At 69.1% G+C, this 21,342-nt stretch carries 3 protein-coding genes (1 of these 3 cut by a window edge); all 3 read left to right on the top strand.

Going from position 1 to position 21,342, the window contains the following annotated elements; all coding sequences use genetic code 11:
* Tightly spaced (each overlapping or abutting the next), the 3 genes in view from HUV60_RS05145 to HUV60_RS05135 form a layout consistent with a single transcriptional unit that may run on beyond the window.
* Positions 1 to 15,803 carry the 3' portion of a non-ribosomal peptide synthetase gene (locus tag HUV60_RS05145; RefSeq protein WP_269441133.1) on the top strand. It extends 1,813 nt beyond the left edge of the window, so 15,803 of the gene's 17,616 nt are visible here — the last part of the coding sequence; the start codon falls outside the window, past its left edge; the stop codon is at positions 15,801 to 15,803.
* Positions 15,695 to 16,705 carry an AMP-binding protein gene (locus HUV60_RS05140; protein ID WP_269441132.1) on the top strand — a complete coding sequence of 337 codons (1,011 nt, stop codon included), beginning with the start codon at positions 15,695 to 15,697 and terminating at the stop codon, positions 16,703 to 16,705. The genes HUV60_RS05145 and HUV60_RS05140 overlap by 109 nt, the downstream gene beginning before the upstream one ends.
* Entirely contained in the window at positions 16,675 to 21,342 is a 4,668-nt protein-coding gene (locus tag HUV60_RS05135) for a non-ribosomal peptide synthetase (protein WP_269441131.1), read from the top strand. Before HUV60_RS05140 ends, HUV60_RS05135 begins: the two co-directional genes overlap by 31 nt.

Raw genomic sequence — 21,342 nt, 5'->3', positions numbered from 1 at the left:
GGGTGGCTCCGGAGCATCCTGCGTATGTCATCTTCACGTCGGGTTCGACGGGGCGTCCGAAGGGTGTGGTGGTTGGGCATGAGGGGATTGTCAATCGGCTGGTGTGGATGCAGGACCGGTTCGGTTTGGTGCCGGGTGATCGGGTGTTGCAGAAGACTCCGTTCGGTTTCGATGTGTCGGTGTGGGAGTTCTTCTGGCCGTTGCTGAATGGTGCGGTGCTGGTGGTGGCGCGGCCGGGTGGGCATCGGGATCCGGGGTATGTGGCGGATCTGATTTGCCGGGAGCGGGTGACGACGGTGCATTTCGTGCCGTCGATGCTGGAGGCGTTTCTTGCGGAGCCGGCGGCTGCGGGGTGTGGGAGTCTGCGGCGGGTGATCTGTTCGGGTGAGGCTTTGCCTGTGTCCGGGCAGGAGCGGTTCTTCGAGCTGTTCGACGGGGTGGAGCTGCACAATTTGTATGGGCCGACGGAGGCGTCGGTGGACGTGACGGCCTGGGAGTGTGTGTCGGGTCGTGGTGGGGTGGTGCCGATCGGTGCGCCGGTGGCCAATACCCGGGTGTATGTGCTGGACGGGTCGCTGAGGCCGGTGCCGGTGGGGGTGCCGGGTGAGTTGTATCTCGCGGGTGTGCAGTTGGCGCGGGGGTATGTGGGGCGGGCGGGCCTGACCGGGGAGCGGTTTGTGGCTTGTCCGTTCGGTGGTGTGGGTGAGCGGATGTACCGGACCGGGGATGTGGTGCGGTGGTCGGCCGAGGGGCAGTTGGAGTATTTGGGTCGTGCTGATGACCAGGTGAAGATTCGTGGGTTCCGGATCGAGCCGGGTGAGGTCGAGGCGGTGCTGGCTGCGCATCCGGGGGTGGGGCAGGCGGCGGTGGTCGTGCGGGAGGACACCCCGGGTGACAAGCGTCTGGTTGCCTATGTGGTGGGTGATGTGCGGGTGTCCGAGCTGCGGGAGTTCGTGGCGGGGCGGGTGCCGGAGTACATGGTGCCGTCGGCGGTGGTGGTGCTGGACGGGCTGCCGTTGACGGTGAACGGGAAGCTGGACCGCAAGGCGTTGCCGGCTCCGGAGTACACGAGTGGTGGCGGTCGTGGGCCGGTGTCGGTGCAGGAGGAGATCCTGTGCCAGGCGTTCGCGCAGGTGCTGGGTCTTCCCGAGGTCGGTGTGGAGGACGACTTCTTCGCGCTGGGCGGGCATTCGCTGCTGGCGACTCGTCTGGTGAGTCGGGTGCGCGCGGTGCTGGGTGTGGAGGTGGCGCTGCGGACGTTGTTCGAGGCGCCGACGCCGGCCGGCCTGGCCTTGCGGCTGGCGGGAGCGGACGCGGCGCGTCCTGCGTTGGTGGCGGGTCCGCGGCCGGAGCGGGTGCCGCTGTCGTTCGCGCAGCGGCGGCTGTGGTTCATCGGCCAGTTGGAGGGGCCGAGCTCCACGTACAACCAGCCGGTGGCGCTTCGGTTGTCGGGTGGGGTGGATCGGGGGGCGTTGGAGGCGGCGCTGGTTGATGTGCTGGGGCGGCATGAGGTGCTGCGGACGGTGTTCGCGGTGGCCGAGGGTGAGCCGTATCAGCGGATCCTGCCGGTGGAGGAGTGCGGGTTCGAGCTGGCCTTCGCCCAGCTGGGTGCGGGGGACCTGGCGGAGGCGGTCGCCGCAGCGCAGGGGTATGCCTTCGATCTGAGTGCGGAGATCCCCATTCGGGTATGGCTGTTCGAAACCGCCCCGGACGAGCATGTGCTCATCGTGGTGGTCCACCACATCGCCAGCGATGGGTGGTCGTCCGCTCCCTTGGAGCGTGACCTCGTCTCTGCCTATGCGGCTCGTTGCGAGGGTGCCGCCCCGGAGTGGTCCGCGTTGCCGGTGCAGTACGCCGACTACGCGTTGTGGCAGCGGGAGCTGCTCGGTGATGAGAACGACCCGGAGAGCGTGCTGTCACGCCAGGTCGCCTTCTGGCGTGGGGCGTTGGCGGGTGCGCCGGAGGAGCTTGCTCTGCCGTATGACCGTCCGCGGCCGGCGGTGGCGTCGCATGAGGGGCATGCGGTGCGTGTGGAGGTGTCGGCGGGGGTTCATGCGCGGTTGCGTGAGGTGGCGCGTGAGCGTGGCGTGACCGTTTTCATGGTGCTGCAGGCGGCGCTTGCCGTGACACTGCACCGGTTGGGTGCGGGGACCGACATTCCGATCGGCTCGGCAATCGCCGGGCGCACGGATGAGGCCCTGGACGAACTGGTGGGGTTCTTCGTCAACTCCCTGGTGATCCGGACGGACCTGTCGGGTGACCCGTCGTTCGGTGAGGTACTGAAGCGCGTACGGGAGGCCGGCCTGCGGGCGTACGACCACCAGGACGTGCCGTTCGAGCGGCTGGTGGAGGAGCTGGCCCCGGCGCGGTCCATGGCACGGCATCCGCTGTTCCAGGTGATGCTGACCCTGCAGAACGCCGCTGCGGCGCAACTCGACCTGCCAGAGGCTCAGGCTTCCGGGCTGCCCGCGGTGACGGCAGTTCGCTTGGGAGCGGCTGCCGCAAAGTTCGATCTGGAAGTCACGGCCGCCGAGGTATTCGACGCGGACGGTCGATCCGCCGGTCTGAGTGGTCGGCTGGTTGCGGCTGCCGATGTGTTCGACGCGGGGACTGCTGAGCGGTTCGTGGAATGGTTCCAGCGGTTGCTGTCCGGCCTGGTGGCAGATCCTGATGGTGCGATCGGCAGCGTTGAGCTTCTTGGCGTGGACGAGCGTCAGCTGATCCTGGACGAGTGGGTCGGTAGCGGTGGCGAGGTCGTGGGTCGGGTGACGATTCCGGCCTTGTTCGAGGCGCAGGCAGCGCTTCGGCCTGATGCGGTCGCGGTCGTTTTCGAGGGACGGTCGCTGACGTATGGGGAGGTGAATGCGGAGGCGAATCGTCTGGCCCGCTACTTGGTGGAGCAGGGCGCGGGTCCGGAGCGGTTCGTCGCGTTGGTTCTGCCGCGGTCGCTGGACATGGTGATTGCGGTTCTGGCGGTGCTGAAGGCGGGGGCCGCCTATGTCCCGATCGATCCCGAGTATCCGGATGAGCGGATTTCCTTCATCCTGGAGGACGTCCGGCCGGTGTTGACGATCGGGCCGGATGCGGTGGATGTCTCCGGTTATGACGACGGCAATCTGGGTGTCCCGGTTCTGCCGGAGCATCCCGCGTATGTGATTTATACGTCGGGTTCGACGGGGCGTCCGAAGGGCGTGGTGGTGCCGCACCAGAATGTGGTGCGGTTGTTGGAGTCGACACGGCAGTGGTTTGACTTCGGGTCGGACGACGTGTGGACGTTGTTCCACTCCTATGCGTTCGACTTCACGGTGTGGGAGCTGTGGGGGGCCCTGCTGCGGGGCGGCAGGCTGGTCGTGGTGCCGTACGTGGTGAGCCGTTCGCCACGCGAGTTCTCGGAGTTGTTGGCGGAGGAACGGGTCACGGTTCTGAACCAGACGCCCTCGGCGTTCTATCAGCTGATGGCGGCGGAGCGGGACGACTGGTCGCTGCGGCATGTGATCTTCGGTGGCGAGGCGTTGGAGCCGGCCCGGTTGGAGGGATGGTTCGCGCGGCACGGGGACGACGGGCCCCAGTTGGTGAACATGTACGGGATCACCGAGACGACGGTGCATGTCTCGTACCTGGCACTGGACCGTGACGTCGTGCTGGGTGCGCGCGGCAGCGTGATCGGTGTGGGAATCCCCGATCTGCGGGTGTACGTGCTCGACGAGCGGCTGCAGCCGGTGCCGGTAGGTGTGGCGGGCGAGCTGTATGTGGCGGGTGCTGGCCTGGCACGTGGGTACCTGCACCGTGCGGGGCTGACAGGTGAGCGGTTTGTCGCTGATCCGTTCGGCGCACGGGGCACCCGCATGTACCGGACAGGGGATCTGGGCCGTTGGCTGGGCGACGGCCGGCTGGAGTACCTGGGCCGCGGAGATCAGCAGGTGCAGTTGCGGGGCTTCCGGGTCGAGCTGGGTGAGGTCGAGGCGGTGCTGGCGCGCCACGACGCGGTCGCGGACGTTGCCGTCACGGTCCGGGATGAACGCCTGGTCGCCTACGTCGTTCCGGTCCGGACCAAGGACGCGGCAAGGACTAATTTCGCCGACGAGGTGCGGGAGTTCGTGGCGGGGCGGGTGCCTGGGTACATGGTGCCGTCGGCGGTGGTGGTGCTGGACGGGCTGCCGCTGACGTTGAACGGGAAGCTGGACCGCAAGGCGTTGCCGGCTCCGGAATACACGAGCGGTTCCGGTCGTGGGCCGGTGTCGGTGCAGGAGGAGATCCTGTGCCAGGCCTTCGCCCAGGTCCTGGGCGTCGAGCGGGTCGGTGTCGACGACGACTTCTTCACCCTCGGCGGGCATTCGCTGCTGGCGGTGTCGTTGGTGGAGCTGCTGCGGGGCCGGGGTGTGTCGGTGTCGGTGCGGGCGTTGTTCCAGACGCCGACGCCGGCGGGTCTGGCGCAGGCGGCGGGGCCGGATGCGGTCGAGGTGCCGGAGAACCGGATCCCGGACGGTGCCGAGCGGATCACCCCGGACATGCTTCCCCTGGTCGACCTGGCGGTTGAGGAGGTCGAGCGGATCGTCGCGGCCGTCGACGGCGGCGCAGCCAACATCGCCGACATCTACCCCCTCGCCCCCCTCCAGGAAGGCCTGTTCTTCCATCATCTGCTGGAGGCGGATGGTGGTGTGGATGCGTATGTGGCGCCGCGGGTGTTGCGGTTCGATTCACGTGAGCGGCTGGAGGGGTTCCTGGCGGCGCTTCAGCGGGTGGTGGACCGGCATGACATCTACCGCACGGGGTTTGTGTGGGAGGGGCTCGGCGAGCCGGTCCAGGTGGTGGTCCGCCGGGCGATTCTGCCGGTCACGACGGTGGAACTGATCCCTGCCTCCGACGCGGTGGAGCAGTTGGTTGCTGCGGCCGGCTCGGTGATGGACATCGGCAGGGCTCCGCTCATCGATGTGCACTTGGCTGCGGAGCCGGGGAGTGATGGGCAGTGGCTGGCGTTGCTGCGGATGCATCATCTGGTGCAGGACCACACCACGCACGACGTGCTGCTGGAGGAGATGAGCGCGTTTCTGTCGGGGCGGGAGGATGCGCTGCCGGAGCCGTTGCCGTTCCGCAACTTCGTGGCTCAGGCTCGTCTCGGCGTCACCCGTGCGGAGCATGAGGCCTACTTCGCCGGCCTGCTCGGCGATGTCGAGGAGACCACCGCTCCTTATGGCCTGTTCGATGTGCGTGGTGACGGCAGGGGTGTGGTGCGCTCGCATCTGGGTGTGGAGGAGGAGGTGGGCCGCCGGGTGCGGGAGGTGGCCCGCTCGCTGGGCGTGAGTGCGGCGAGTGTGTTCCATCTGGCGTGGGCGCGGGTGCTCGCGACGGTCAGCGGCCGGGACGACGTGGTGTTCGGCACCGTGCTGTTCGGGCGGATGAACGCGGGTGCGGGTGCGGACCGGGTGCCGGGCCTGTTCATCAATACGCTGCCGGTGCGGGTACGGGTCGGTGCTGAGGGTGTGGGCCAGGCGCTGGAGGGTGTGCGGGATCAGCTGGCCGAGCTGCTGGTGCACGAGCACGCGCCGTTGACGCTGGCGCAGCAGGCCAGCGGGATGCCGGGTGGCAGCCCGCTGTTCACCTCGCTGTTCAACTACCGACACGGCAAGTCCCGTACCGCCTCCGGGGCGGGTTCGGAGGCCGGTGCCGCCCGTCGGGGTATCAGCACGGTGTCGATGCGTGAGACGACGAACTATCCGGTGGCCGTGTCGGTCGAGGATCTGGAGTCGAAGTTCGGGCTGACCGTGGACGCGGTGGGCTCGGTGGACGGTCAGGCGCTGTGCCGGCTGCTGCACACCTGCCTGGACCACCTCGTCACCGCGCTGGAAGACCATCCCGGCAGCCCGCTGACAGCCGTCGACATCCTTCCTGAGGCCGAGGAGCGCCAGCTCCTGACGGAGTGGAACGACACCGCGACGGAACTTCCGGAACAGTCGGCACCTGAGATGTTCCAGGCCCAGGTGGCGCGGACGCCGGATGCGGTGGCAGTGGTCTACGGCGACATTGAGCTGTCGTATGCCGAGGTCGCCGCGAAGGCGAACCGGCTGGCGCACTACCTGCAAGGTCTGGGGATTGGCCACGGGTCGGTCGTCGGGGTGTGTCTGCCGCGGGGGGTGGATCTGGTCGTCGCGCTGCTCGCGGTGTTGAACACCGGTGCGGCGTACGTGCCGTTGGACCCGGAGTACCCAGCGGATCGGCTGGATTTCATGCTGTCCGACAGCGGTGCACAGGTGATCGTCAGGCGCAGCGATGTGGCGGCTGGACTGCGGTCCCTGACAGGGCGAGTGGTGGAGCTGGACGACAGTGAGGTCGCTCGCGCCATTGCGGCGGAGCGGGCCACTCCGCTCGAAATCGCCTTCGAAGTCAGCGGGTTGGCGTACGTGATCTACACGTCGGGGTCGACGGGGCAGTCCAAGGGGGTGGCCGTGTCGCACACCGGAGTGGCAAGTCTGGTGGCCGCTCAGGCAGAGCGGTTCGCGGTGGACTCTGCAAGTCGCATGTTGCAGTTCGCGTCGGTGAGCTTCGATGCGGCGGTGTCCGAAGTTCTGGTGGCGCTTTCGTGCGGGGCCAGCCTGGTGCTGGCCGATGCACAGCAGTTGTTGCCGGGTGCGGGGTTGAGCGATGTCGTGGCCCGGTGCCAGGTGACACATGTGACGCTGCCGCCGGCGGTGCTGGCCGTGCTGGCGCCGGAGGCTCTGGTTTCGGTGTCGACGCTGGTGTCGGCGGGCGAGGCGCTGAGCGCCGATCTGGTGGAGCGCTGGGCTCCGGGCCGCCGGTTCATCAACGCCTACGGCCCCACCGAGGCCACGGTGTGCGCCACGATGACGACTCCACTGGCGCTGGGCGAGAGCGTCGGAATCGGCGCGCCGATCGTCAATGCCCGCGTGTACGTGCTGGACGATGCGCTGCGGCCGGTGCCGGTGGGTGTGGTGGGCGAGCTGTACGTGGCAGGAGCTGGTCTGGCGCGGGGGTATGTGGGGCGGGCGGGCCTGACCGGGGAGCGGTTCGTGGCTTGTCCGTTCGGTGGTGTGGGTGAGCGGATGTACCGGACCGGGGATGTGGTGCGGTGGTCGGCCGAGGGGCAGTTGGAGTATTTGGGTCGTGCTGATGACCAGGTGAAGATTCGTGGGTTCCGGATCGAGCCGGGTGAGGTCGAGGCGGTGCTGGCTGCGCATCCGGGGGTGGGGCAGGCGGCGGTGGTCGTGCGGGAGGACACCCCGGGTGACAAGCGTCTGGTTGCCTATGTGGTGGGTGATGTGCGGGTGTCCGAGCTGCGGGAGTTCGTGGCGGGGCGGGTGCCGGAGTACATGGTGCCGTCGGCGGTGGTGGTGCTGGACGGGCTGCCGTTGACGGTGAACGGGAAGCTGGACCGCAAGGCGTTGCCGGCTCCGGAGTACACGAGTGGTGGCGGTCGTGGGCCGGTGTCGGTGCAGGAGGAGATCCTGTGCCAGGCGTTCGCGCAGGTGCTGGGTCTTCCCGAGGTCGGTGTGGAGGACGACTTCTTCGCGCTGGGCGGGCATTCGCTGCTGGCGACTCGTCTGGTGAGTCGGGTGCGCGCGGTGCTGGGTGTGGAGGTGGCGCTGCGGACGTTGTTCGAGGCGCCGACGCCGGCCGGCCTGGCCTTGCGGCTGGCGGGAGCGGGTGCGGCGCGTCCTGCGTTGGTGGCGGGTCCGCGGCCGGAGCGGGTGCCGCTGTCGTTCGCGCAGCGGCGGTTGTGGTTCATCGGCCAGTTGGAGGGGCCGAGCTCTACCTACAACATCCCGATGGCGCTTCGGTTGTCGGGTGGGGTGGATCGGGGGGCGTTGGAGGCGGCGCTGGTTGATGTGCTGGGGCGGCATGAGGTGCTGCGGACGGTGTTCGCGGTGGCCGAGGGTGAGCCGTATCAGCGGATCCTGCCGGTGGAGGAGTGCGGGTTCGAGCTGGCCTTCGCCCAGCTGGGTGCGGACGGGTTGGCGGAGGCGGTCGCCGCAGCGCAGGGGTATGCCTTCGATCTGAGTGCGGAGATCCCCATTCGGGTATGGCTGTTCGAGACCGCCCCGGACGAGCATGTGCTCGTGGTTGTGGTGCATCACATCGCGGGTGATGGCTGGTCGATGGGGCCGTTGGCGCGGGATGTGTCGACGGCTTACGCGGCACGACGTGCGGGTCAGGAGCCGGGGTGGTCTGCGTTGCCGGTGCAGTACGCGGACTATGCGTTGTGGCAGCGGGAGCTGCTGGGGGATGAGGGTGACCCGGAGAGCAGGTTGTCGCGTCAGGTGGCCTTCTGGCGTGGGGCGTTGGCGGGTGCGCCGGAGGAGCTTGCTCTGCCGTATGACCGTCCGCGGCCGGCGGTGGCGTCGCATGAGGGGCATGCGGTGCGTGTGGAGGTGCCGGCGGGGGTTCATGCGCGGTTGCGTGAGGTGGCGCGTGAGCGTGGCGTGACGGTGTTCATGGTGCTGCAGGCGGCGCTTGCGGTGACGCTGTCCCGGCTGGGTGCGGGGACCGATATCCCGATCGGTTCGGCGATCGCCGGGCGCACGGATGAGTCCCTGGACGAGTCGGTGGGTTGTTTCGTGAACTCGCTGGTGATCCGGACGGATCTGTCGGGTGATCCGTCGTTCGCTCAGGTGCTGGAGCGGGTGCGGGAGACGGGGCTGGGGGCGTATGCGCATCAGGATGTGCCGTTCGAGCGGCTGGTGGAGGAGCTGGCCCCGGCGCGGTCCATGGCACGGCACCCGCTGTTCCAGGTGATGCTGACCCTGCAGAACGCCGCTGCGGCGAAGCTCGATCTGGCAGAGGCCCGGGCTACCCGCATGGCCGGGGGTGCTCCCGTGGCCAAGTTCGACCTGGAGGTCGCCGCTGCCGAGATCTTCGATACCGACGGTGCTCCGGCCGGTCTGAACGGTCAGCTGATCGCGGCTGCTGATCTGTTCGATGCGGTGACGGCCACAGAGATGACGAGCCGCTGGGTTCGGGTGTTGTCGGCGGTGGTCGAGGACCCGTCGGTGCGGGTGAGCACGGCGGATGTCCTGGATTCGGCCGAGCGTCACAGGGTGCTGGTGGAGTGGAACGACACCGCGACCTCGGTCGAGGCGGCGACGGTTCCGGCGCTGTTCGAGGCGCAGGTGGCACGCGACCCGGATGCCGTGGCGGTGGTCGACGGGGCTGTGGAGCTGTCGTACGGGGAGGTGGACGCGCGGGCGAATCAGCTGGCGCGGCGCCTGACCGGCATGGGGATCGGCCCGGAGTCGGCTGTCGGAATCTGCCTGGAGCGCGGTGCTGACCTGCAGGTGGCGCTGCTGGGGGTGCTGAAGGCCGGGGGCGCGTACGTACTGCTGGATCCGGATCACCCGGCGGAGCGCATCGCCTATGTGGTGCGGGACGCGGGGCTGGAGGTCGTGCTGACCTCCCGCGCGCTGGCCGGCGTGCTTCCGGGTGATGTGCGGCACGTTGTGGTCGATGACCCGGAGGTTGCGGAGGAGATCGCCGGTCTCGACAGTTCGGCGGTGGTCTGTGCCCAGCTGCGGCTGGAGCACCCGGCGTACGTGGGCTACACGTCTGGCTCGACAGGCCGTCCGAAGGGAGTGGTGGTCTCGCACCGTGGTGTGGCGAGCCTGGTGGCGAGTCAAGTACGGGATCTCGAGGTGGGGCCGGGCGCACGCGTGGGCCAGTTCGCGTCGGCCTCCTTCGACTGCTTCGGGTGGGAATGGCTGATGGCGCTGCTGTCGGGCTCTGCCCTGGTGGTGGTGCCGGCCGAGCGGCGGCTGGGTTCCGCGCTGCCGGAGTTCCTGGCCGAGACACGGGTGACGCATGTGACGCTGCCGCCGGGCCTGCTGGCCACCCTCGACGAGCGTTCGATCAGCACGGACACCGTACTGGTGGTTACGGGCGAGGCATGTCCGCCGGAGGTGCTGGCGCGGTGGGCGCCGGGCCGTGCCATGTTCAACTCCTACGGTCCGACCGAGACGACGGTGGACGCGACGCTGTGGCGTTGCGACGACCCGTCGACCGTCTCGATCGGTACGCCGGGGATGAATACCCAGGTGTTCGTGCTGGACGAGCACCTGGCGCCGGTGCCAGTGGGTGTTGCGGGCGAGTTGTACGTGGCCGGGCTGGGACTCGCCCGGGGCTATGCGGGGCGTACGGGGTTGACCGCGGAGCGGTTCGTGGCGAACCCGTTCGGTGGTGCGGGTGAGCGGATGTACCGGACCGGGGACCGCGCCCACTGGACGGCCAGGGGGCAATTGCTCTTCGTCGGCCGTGCTGATGACCAGGTGCAGATCCGCGGTTTCCGGATCGAGCCGGGTGAGGTCGAGGCGGTGCTGGCCTCGCATCCGCGGGTTGGACAGGCGGCAGTGCTCGCGCGGGAGGACGTTCCGGGTGACGTGCGTCTGGTCGCGTATGTCGTTCCCGCGGCTGAGGCGTCGACAGACATGCTGCCGGATGTCTTGCGCGCGTGGATGACGGAGTGTCTGCCTGGGTACATGGTGCCGTCGGCGGTGGTGGTGCTGGACGGGCTGCCGCTGACGTTGAACGGGAAGCTGGACCGCAAGGCGTTGCCGGCTCCGGAATACACGAGCGGTTCCGGTCGTGGGCCGGTGTCGGTGCAGGAGGAGATCCTGTGCCAGGCCTTCGCCCAGGTCCTGGGCGTCGAGCGGGTCGGTGTCGACGACGACTTCTTCACCCTCGGCGGGCATTCGCTGCTGGCGGTGTCGTTGGTGGAGCTGCTGCGGGGCCGGGGTGTGTCGGTGTCGGTGCGGGCGTTGTTCCAGACGCCGACGCCGGCGGGTCTGGCGCAGGCGGCGGGGCCGGATGCGGTCGAGGTGCCGGAGAACCGGATCCCGGACGGTGCCGAGCGGATCACCCCGGACATGCTTCCCCTGGTCGACCTGGCGGTTGAGGAGGTCGAGCGGATCGTCGCGGCCGTCGACGGCGGCGCAGCCAACATCGCCGACATCTACCCCCTCGCCCCCCTCCAGGAAGGCCTGTTCTTCCATCATCTGCTGGAGGCGGATGGTGGTGTGGATGCGTATGTGGCGCCGCGGGTGTTGCGGTTCGATTCACGTGAGCGGCTGGAGGGGTTCCTGGCGGCGCTTCAGCGGGTGGTGGACCGGCATGACATCTACCGCACGGGGTTTGTGTGGGAGGGGCTCGGCGAGCCGGTCCAGGTGGTGGTCCGCCGGGCGACTCTGCCGGTCACCGAGGTCACCCTTCACAACCACGTGGCGGATGTGGCCCAGCAGTTGATTGCCAGGGTCGGCTCGGCGATGGACATCGGGCGGGCCCCGCTGATCGACGTGCACATCGCCGCCGAACCCGACGGCGATGGGCAGTGGCTGGCGTTGCTGCGGATGCATCATCTGGTGCAGGACCACACCACGCACGACGTGCTGCTGGAGGAGATGAGCGCGTTCCTGTCGGGGCGCGAGGATGCGCTGCCGGAGCCGTTGCCGTTCCGCAACTTCGTGGCTCAGGCACGTCTCGGCGTCACCCGCGCGGAGCACGAGGCCTACTTCGCCGGCCTGCTCGGCGATGTCGAGGAGACCACCGCTCCTTACGGCCTGATGGATGTGCATGGCGACGGTCGTGGTGTGGTGCGTTCCTACCTCGGTGTGGAGGAGGAGGTGGGCCGCCGGGTGCGGGAGGTGGCCCGCTCGCTGGGCGTGAGTGCGGCGAGTGTGTTCCATCTGGCGTGGGCGCGGGTGCTCGCGACGGTCAGTGGTCGGGACGACGTGGTGTTCGGCACCGTGCTGTTCGGGCGGATGAACGCGGGTGCGGGTGCGGACCGGGTGCCCGGGCTGTTCCTGAACACCCTCCCGGTGCGGGTACGGGTCGGTGCTGAGGGTGTGGGCCAGGCGCTGGAGGGTGTGCGGGATCAGCTGGCCGAGCTGCTGGTGCACGAGCACGCGCCGTTGACGCTGGCGCAGCAGGCCAGCGGGATGCCGGGTGGCAGCCCGCTGTTCACCTCGCTGTTCAACTACCGACACGGCAAGTCCCGTACCGCCTCCGGGGCGGGTTCGGAGGCCGGTGCCGCCCGTCGGGGTATCAGCACGGTGTCGATGCGCGAGGCGACGAACTATCCGGTGGCCGTGTCGGTCGAGGATCTGGAGTCGAAGTTCGGGCTGACCGTGGACGCGGTGGGCTCGGTGGACGGTCAGGCGCTGTGCCGGCTGCTGCACACCTGCCTGGACCACCTCGTCACCGCGCTGGAAGACCATCCCGGCAGCCCGCTGACAGCCGTCGACATCCTCCCCGAGGCCGAGGAGCGCCAGCTCCTGACGGAGTGGAACGACACTGCGATGCCGGTCGAGCCGGCGACGGTGCCGGGGTTGTTCGCGGCTCAGGTGGCGCGGACACCGGATGCGGTGGCGGTGGTGTGTGAGGGGGTCGAGCTTTCTTACGCGGAGTTGGATGCTCGGGCGAACCGGTTGGCGCATTTCCTGAGGGAACAGGGCGCTGGTCCGGAGTCGGTCGTCGCGGTGTGTCTGGAGCGCGGCGTGGACATGGTGGTGGCGCTGCTTGCGGTGCTCAAGGCGGGCGCGGCGTATCTGCCGGTGGATCCGGATTCTCCGGCCGGTCGCATGGTCGTGGCGTTGGCGGATGCGGGTGCGGCGTGTGTGGTGACCTCGGGTGAGTACGCGGGGCGGTTGCCGGAGGATGCGGTTCGGGTGGTGGTGGACGATCCGGCGGTGATGGCTGAGGTGGCGAGCCGGCCCGGGTCGGCGCCGGAGGTGTGGGTGGCTCCGGAGCATCCTGCGTATGTCATCTTCACGTCGGGTTCGACGGGGCGTCCGAAGGGTGTGGTGGTTGGGCATGAGGGGATTGTCAATCGGCTGGTGTGGATGCAGGACCGGTTCGGTTTGGTGCCGGGTGATCGGGTGTTGCAGAAGACTCCGTTCGGTTTCGATGTGTCGGTGTGGGAGTTCTTCTGGCCGTTGCTGAATGGTGCGGTGCTGGTGGTGGCGCGGCCGGGTGGGCATCGGGATCCGGGGTATGTGGCGGATCTGATTTGCCGGGAGCGGGTGACGACGGTGCATTTCGTGCCGTCGATGCTGGAGGCGTTTCTTGCGGAGCCGGCGGCTGCGGGGTGTGGGAGTCTGCGGCGGGTGATCTGTTCGGGTGAGGCTTTGCCTGTGTCCGGGCAGGAGCGGTTCTTCGAGCTGTTCGACGGGGTGGAGCTCCTCAACCTTTACGGGCCGACAGAGGCCTCTGTCGAGGTCACATTCTGGGAGTGTGTGTCGGGTCGTGGTGGGGTGGTGCCGATCGGTGCGCCGGTGGCGAACACCCGGGTGTATGTGCTGGACGGGTCGCTGAGGCCGGTGCCGGTGGGGGTGCCGGGTGAGTTGTATCTCGCGGGTGTGCAGTTGGCGCGGGGGTATGTGGGGCGGGCGGGCCTGACCGGGGAGCGGTTTGTGGCTTGTCCGTTCGGTGGTGTGGGTGAGCGGATGTACCGGACCGGGGATGTGGTGCGGTGGTCGGCCGAGGGGCAGTTGGAGTATTTGGGTCGTGCTGATGACCAGGTGAAGATTCGTGGGTTCCGGATCGAGCCGGGTGAGGTCGAGGGGGTGCTGGCTGCGCATCCGGGGGTGGGGCAGGCGGCGGTGGTCGTGCGGGAGGACACCCCGGGTGACAAGCGTCTGGTTGCCTATGTGGTGGGTGATGTGCGGGTGTCCGAGCTGCGGGAGTTCGTGGCGGGGCGGGTGCCGGAGTACATGGTGCCGTCGGCGGTGGTGGTGCTGGACGGGCTGCCGTTGACGGTGAACGGGAAGCTGGACCGCAAGGCGTTGCCGGCTCCGGAGTACACGAGTGGTGGCGGTCGTGGGCCGGTGTCGGTGCAGGAGGAGATCCTGTGCCAGGCGTTCGCGCAGGTGCTGGGTCTTCCCGAGGTCGGTGTGGAGGACGACTTCTTCGCGCTGGGCGGGCATTCGCTGCTGGCGACTCGTCTGGTGAGTCGGGTGCGCGCGGTGCTGGGTGTGGAGGTGGCGCTGCGGACGTTGTTCGAGGCGCCGACGCCGGCCGGCCTGGCCTTGCGGCTGGCGGGAGCGGACGCGGCGCGTCCTGCGTTGGTGGCGGGTCCGCGGCCGGAGCGGGTGCCGCTGTCGTTCGCGCAGCGGCGGCTGTGGTTCATCGGCCAGTTGGAGGGGCCGAGCTCCACGTACAACCAGCCGGTGGCGCTTCGGTTGTCGGGTGGGGTGGATCGGGGGGCGTTGGAGGCGGCGCTGGTTGATGTGCTGGGGCGGCATGAGGTGCTGCGGACGGTGTTCGCGGTGGCCGAGGGTGAGCCGTATCAGCGGATCCTGCCGGTGGAGGAGTGCGGGTTCGAGCTGGCCTTCGCCCAGCTGGGTGCGGGGGACCTGGCGGAGGCGGTCGCCGCAGCGCAGGGGTATGCCTTCGATCTGAGTGCGGAGATCCCCATTCGGGTATGGCTGTTCGAGACCGCCCCGGACGAGCATGTGCTCGTGGTTGTGGTGCATCACATCGCGGGTGATGGCTGGTCGATGGGGCCGTTGGCGCGGGATGTGTCGACGGCTTACGCGGCACGACGTGCGGGTCAGGAGCCGGGGTGGTCTGCGTTGCCGGTGCAGTACGCGGACTATGCGTTGTGGCAGCGGGAGCTGCTGGGGGATGAGGGTGACCCGGAGAGCAGGTTGTCGCGTCAGGTGGCCTTCTGGCGTGGGGCGTTGGCGGGTGCGCCGGAGGAGCTTGCTCTGCCGTATGACCGTCCGCGGCCGGCGGTGGCGTCGCATGAGGGGCATGCGGTGCGTGTGGAGGTGTCGGCGGGGGTTCATGCGCGGTTGCGTGAGGTGGCGCGTGAGCGTGGTGTGACGGTGTTCATGGTGCTGCAGGCGGCGCTTGCGGTGACGCTGTCCCGGTTGGGTGCGGGGACCGATATCCCGATCGGTTCGGCGATCGCCGGGCGCACGGATGAGTCCCTGGACGAGTCGGTGGGTTGTTTCGTGAACTCGCTGGTGATCCGGACGGATCTGTCGGGTGATCCGTCGTTCGCTCAGGTGCTGGAGCGGGTGCGGGAGACGGGGCTGGGGGCGTATGCGCATCAGGATGTGCCGTTCGAGCGGCTGGTGGAGGAGCTGGCCCCGGCGCGGTCGGTGGCGCGGCATCCGCTGTTCCAGGTGATTTTGACGATGCAGGATGCGGTTGCTTCAGCTGGGGTGGGCAGGTCCGGTCCCGGGGGTGGGATGTCGGGGTTGCGGGCCAGTGCGCTGCCGTTGGGGCGGGTCGGGGCGAAGTTCGACCTGGCGGTGCTGGTCGGAGAGCGGTTCGGTGCGGATGGGGAGCCGGCGGGGATCGGTGGGGTGGTGACCGGTGCGGCGGACCTGTTCGAGCCGGCAACGGTGGGCCGGCTGGCCGACACGCTGACGCTGGTGCTGTCCGCGGTGGTGGCGGACCCGGCGATGCGGGTCGGCGCGGTGGAGGTGCTGTCTCCGGCGGAGCGGGTTGAGGTTCTGGACGGCTGGAACGACACGTCTGTCTCCGTTGGTGGGGAGTCGGTGTTGGGGTTGTTCGAGGCGCAGGTGGTGCGTGCTCCGGACGCGATCGCAGTGGTGTGTGAGGGGGCGGAGCTCTCTTATGCGGCGTTGGATGCTCGGGCGAATCGGTTGGCTCGTTTCCTGTTGGTGCAGGGGTGGGTGCGGAGTCGGTGGTGGGGCTGTGTCTGCCGCGTGGGGTGGAGACGTTGGTGGGGATGCTGGCGGTGTGGAAGGCGGGGGCGGGGTATCTGCCGGTGGATGCGGGGCATCCGGCGGAGCGGATCGCGTTCATGCTCGCGGACAGTCGTGCGGTGCTGACGTTGACGACGGAGGAGATTCTGGAGGATCTTCCGGCGGGGCGGCATCGTCTGGTGGCGGTCGACGGGGCGCTGGTGGGGATGCAGCTGGCCGGGCTGGAGGACACCGCGCCGGAGGTGTCGATCGATCCGGGGCAGGTGGCGTATGTGGTGTATACGTCGGGTTCGACGGGCCGTCCGAAGGGTGTGGCGGTCACGCAGGGCGGTCTGGCGAACTATGTGGGCTCGGTTCCGGCCCGGGTGGGCTTCGACCGGCCCGGTGGCGGGTTCGCGGTGCTGCAGGGACAGGCGACCGATCTGGGCAACACCACGATCTTCGCGGCTCTGGTGTGCGGGGGCGTCCTGCACTTCCTTGCCGAGGACATGGTGACGGACCCGGCGTTGGTGCGGGGGTATGTGGCCGACCATGGGATCGAGGGTGTGAAGGCGGTGCCCTCGCACGTGGCCGCTTTGGGTGCGCCGGTCTTCGAGTCGGTGGGGTCGCTGGTGCTGGGTGGTGAGTCGGCTTCCCCGGCTCTGGTGGGTGGTCTGCTGGCCGCTGGTGGTGGGAGGGTGTTCAACCACTATGGTCCGACGGAGACGACCATCGGTGTCGCCACGACCGAGTTGTCGGTGGGGGATGTGGCGGCCGGGGTGGTTCCGGTGGGCCGGCCGGTGGCGAACACCCGCTTCTACGTCCTTGACGAGTATCTGGCGCCGGTGCCGGTGGGTGTGGTCGGGGAGCTGTATGTGGCGGGTGCGCAGTTGGCGCGGGGGTATGTGGGCCGGCCGGGCCTGACCGGGGAGCGTTTCGTGGCCTGCCCGTACGGGTCTGGTGGTGAGCGGATGTACCGGACGGGGACCGCGCCCGCTGGACGGTCGATGGCCGTCTGGTGTTCGCGGGGCGTGCTGATGATCAGGTGAAGGTGCGGGGGTTCCGGATCGAGCCGGGTGAGGTGCAGGCGGTGCTGGCCGCGCACCCGGGGGTCGGGCAGGCGGCAGTGCTCGCGCGGGAGGACGCACCGGGCGAGGTACGCCTGGTGGCCTACGTGGTGGCTGATGACGAGGACGTCGAGTATGCGGCGTTTGCTGATTCGGTGCGGTCGTTCGCTGCTGCCCGGCTGCCGGAGCATATGGTGCCGTCGGCGGTGCTGGTGCTCGAGGCGTTGCCGCTGACGGGTAACGGCAAGCTCGACCGTGCTGCTCTGCCGGCCCCGGACTACGCCGCGGCGGCGGGCACGAGCGGTTCCGGCCGTGGGCCGGTGTCGGTGCAGGAGGAGATCCTGTGCCAGGCCTTCGCCCAGGTCCTGGGCGTCGAGCGGGTCGGTGTCGACGACGACTTCTTCACCCTCGGCGGGCATTCGCTGCTGGCGGTGTCGCTGGTGGAGCTGCTGCGCAGCCGGGGTGTGTCGGTGTCGGTGCGGGCGTTGTTCCAGACGCCGACGCCGGCGGGTCTGGCGCAGGCGGCCGGGCCGGATGCGGTCGAGGTGCCGGAGAACCGGATCCCGGACGGTGCCGAGCGGATCACCCCGGACATGCTTCCCCTGGTCGACCTGGCGGTTGAGGAGGTCGAGCGGATCGTCGCGGCCGTCGACGGCGGCGCAGCCAACATCGCCGACATCTACCCCCTCGCCCCCCTCCAGGAAGGCCTGTTCTTCCACCACCTGATGGAGGCGGATGGTGGTGTGGATGCGTATGTGGCGCCGCGGGTGTTGCGGTTCGACTCACGTGAGCGGCTGGAGGGGTTCCTGGCGGCGCTTCAGCGGGTGGTGGACCGGCATGACATCTACCGCACGGGGTTTGTGTGGGAGGGGCTCGGCGAGCCGGTCCAGGTGGTGGTCCGCCGGGCGACTCTGCCGGTCACCGAGGTCACCCTTCACAACCACGTGGCGGATGTGGCCCAGCAGTTGATTGCCAGGGTCGGCTCGGCGATGGACATCGGGCGGGCCCCGCTGATCGACGTGCACATCGCCGCCGAACCCGACGGCGATGGGCAGTGGCTGGCGTTGCTGCGGATGCATCATCTGGTGCAGGACCACACCACGCACGACGTGCTGCTGGAGGAGATGAGCGCGTTCCTGTCGGGGCGCGAGGATGCGCTGCCGGAGCCGTTGCCGTTCCGCAACTTCGTGGCTCAGGCACGTCTCGGCGTCACCCGCGCGGAGCACGAGGCCTACTTCGCCGGCCTGCTCGGCGATGTCGAGGAGACCACCGCTCCTTACGGCCTGATGGATGTGCATGGCGACGGTCGTGGTGTGGTGCGTTCCTACCTCGGTGTGGAGGAGGAGGTGGGCCGCCGGGTGCGGGAGGTGGCCCGATCCCTCGGGGTGAGTGCGGCGAGTGTGTTCCATCTGGCGTGGGCGCGGGTGCTCGCGACGGTCAGTGGTCGGGACGACGTGGTGTTCGGCACCGTGCTGTTCGGGCGGATGAACGCGGGTGCGGGTGCGGACCGGGTGCCCGGGCTGTTCCTGAACACCCTCCCGGTGCGGGTACGGGTCGGTGCTGAGGGTGTGGGCCAGGCGCTGGAGGGTGTGCGGGATCAGCTGGCCGAGCTGCTGGTGCACGAGCACGCGCCGTTGACGCTGGCGCAGCAGGCCAGCGGGATGCCGGGTGGCAGCCCGCTGTTCACCTCGCTGTTCAACTACCGGCACAGCAAGCCCCGCGACAGCGCCAAGCCCGCGCCGGAAGCCGGTGCTGCATCGAAGAGCATCAGCCTGGTCTTCACACGGGAAGCCACCAACTATCCGGTGGCCGTGTCGGTTGAGGATCTGGAGTCGAAGTTCGGGCTGACCGTGGACGCGGTGGGCTCGGTGGACGGTCAGGCGCTGTGCCGGCTGCTGCACACCTGCCTGGACCACCTCGTCACCGCGCTGGAAGACCATCCCGGCAGCCCGCTGACAGCCGTCGACATCCTCCCCGAGGCCGAGGAGCGCCAGCTCCTGACGGAATGGAACGACACTGCGATGCCGGTCGAGCCGGCGACGGTGCCGGAGTTGTTCGCGGCTCAGGTGGCGCGGACACCGGACGCGGTGGCAGTGATCGACGGTGCGATGGAGCTCTCCTACGCTGGACTGGAAGCCCGGGCGAATCGGCTGGCGCGGCTGCTGGTTTCCGACGGTGTGGGGCCGGAGAGCGTTGTGGGCTTGGCATTGCCGCGTTCGGCCGACCTCGTGGTTTCCGTTCTGGCGGTGCTCAAGGCCGGCGCGGCCTATCTGCCGATCGACATGGAGTATCCGGCGGAGCGGATCACGTTCCTGCTGGAGGATGCCGCTCCCGCCTGCGTCATCACCACCAGCGACGATGCCACCGCCGGGGTCTTCGGTGAGCTGGCGTGTGTGGTGCTGGGTGAGTCCGGTACGGAGGAACGGCTGGCCGACTTCCCGGAGCAGAACCTCGCGGATTCCGAGCGAACTTGCCCGCTGACCCCGGCACATCCTGCCTACGTCATTTACACGTCGGGTTCGACGGGGCGTCCGAAGGGCGTGGTGGTCACACACCGGAGTGTGACGGGGTATCTGGGCTGGAGCAGTGAGCAGTACACGGGTCTGCGTGGAGTGGCGGGTCTTCATTCTTCGGTTGCGTTCGACCTGACGGTGACGTCGCTGCTGGGGCCGCTGGTGGTCGGCGGATGCGTACGGTCGGTCGATCTGACCGCGGGCCTGGAGTCGGGCGCGCCACTGTCGGAAGAGCTGGGCTGCACCTTCCTCAAGGTCACCCCGAGCCATATGGCTCTGATGAGCGAGCTCGCGCCGGGACAACAGGTGGTGTCGGGCAACCTGGTGGTGGGCGGTGAGGCACTGTCCGTCGAAGCGGTGCAGCGCTGGCGGCGAGCCAACCCCGCTGCCACGGTGGTCAACGAGTACGGGCCGACCGAAGCGACCGTGGGGTGCATCACGTACCGCATCAGCCCGGCAGATTCCCCGTCCGACGACGGCATCGCCGGTGGCTCCGTGGACAGCGGGGTGCCGATCGGATCACCAGTGGCGAATACACGGGTCTACGTCCTGGACGCCGCGCTGCGGCCCGTGCCGGTCGGTGTGCCCGGTGAGCTGTATCTCGCGGGCGAGCAGCTTGCGCGGGGGTATCTGGGACGCACCGGGCTGACGGCGGAGCGGTTCGTCGCCTGCCCGTTCGGCGCGTCGGGTGAGCGGATGTACCGGACCGGGGATGTGGTGCGGTGGTCGGCCGAGGGCCGGCTGGAGTACGTGGGCCGTGCGGACGAGCAGGTGAAGGTCCGGGGCTTCCGGATCGAGCCGGGCGAGATCGAGGCCGCCGTTGCCGCGCATCCGCGGGTTGGGCAGGTCGCGGTGGTCGCGCGCGAGGACATTCCGGGCGACAAGCGCCTGGTCGCCTACGTGGTCGGTGAGCTGGAAGGCACCGCGCTGGACAGCGCCGAGCTGCGCGCGTTCGTCGCCGACCGGCTGCCCGGGTACATGCTGCCCTCCGCCGTGGTGGTCCTCGACAGGCTTCCGCTGACGGTGAACGGGAAGCTGGATCGCAGGGCGCTACCGGTGCCGGACCACGCGGCGGGGCTCGCCGGGGATCCGTCGACGGGCCGCGGACCCGCGGGCGCCCTCGAGGCGGCGGTGTGCGAGGCGTTCGCCGAGGTCCTGGGAGTGCCGCGAGTCGCAGTGGACGACGATTTCTTCGCCCTCGGCGGCCACTCGCTCATGGCGGTGGCGCTGGTGGAGCGGTTGCGTGGCCGGGGCGTCACGGTGTCCCTGCGCACCCTGATCACCAACCCGACACCGGCCCGGCTGATGCGGACATTCAGTCTGTCATCCGTGCAGAACGCCCTCGGTGGAGTGCTGTCGATCCGAACCGGCGGTGGCGCACCGGCGTTCTTCTTCGTTCATCCTGCCGGTGGACTGAGCTGGTGCTACATGCCGTTTGCCCGCTTCATCCCGCAGGAGCACCCGCTGTACGGCCTCCAGGCCGCGGGCGTCGACGGAGTCGGGGAGCTGCCCGGGTCGGTCGGCGACATGGCCGCCGAGTACGTGACCCGTATACGCGGCCTGCAGGAATGCGGTCCGTACCACCTGGTGGGCTGGTCCTTCGGAGGAACGCCGGCGCACGAGATCGCGGCGCGGCTCGAGGCCGAGGGCGAAGAGGTGTCGCTGATCCTCATGGACGCGTTTCCGTCGGCGCCGGGGGCCGGCTCGGAGGGCGGGGGCGACGGTTCCGCTCCCGCAGCCGCGGCCGCGTCGGAGGCAGGCAGGGTGCGTCTGGAGGAGCGGATCCGGGCTGAACTCGGCCAGGTGATGGACGGGGTCGATGAGGGGGAAATCGCCTCTCTTGCTCGAGTTTTCGACAATAACGCCAGGCTGAGGATTCGGCACGCCTACGGCGCCTTCGGCGGAGACACGCTGATTCTCGTCGCGGAGGAAGGGAAGCCGGCGGACTTCTCTCCCACTGGCCCGTGGCAGTCGTACCTCACAGGGTCGGTATCCGTCGCCCATCTTCCCTGTCGGCACTCGGACATGGCGCGGCCGGACATGCTCGCGCCGACCTGGGACGCCATCTCGGAGTGGCTGCGGGCACGGCCGGAGCGTCACGGCTGA

Origin of the sequence: Streptomyces sp. KMM 9044, from assembly GCF_024701375.2 — a bacterium.
In the GTDB taxonomy this organism is placed as follows: domain Bacteria; phylum Actinomycetota; class Actinomycetes; order Streptomycetales; family Streptomycetaceae; genus Streptomyces.
This window is presented reverse-complemented; position numbering and strand designations above follow the sequence as displayed.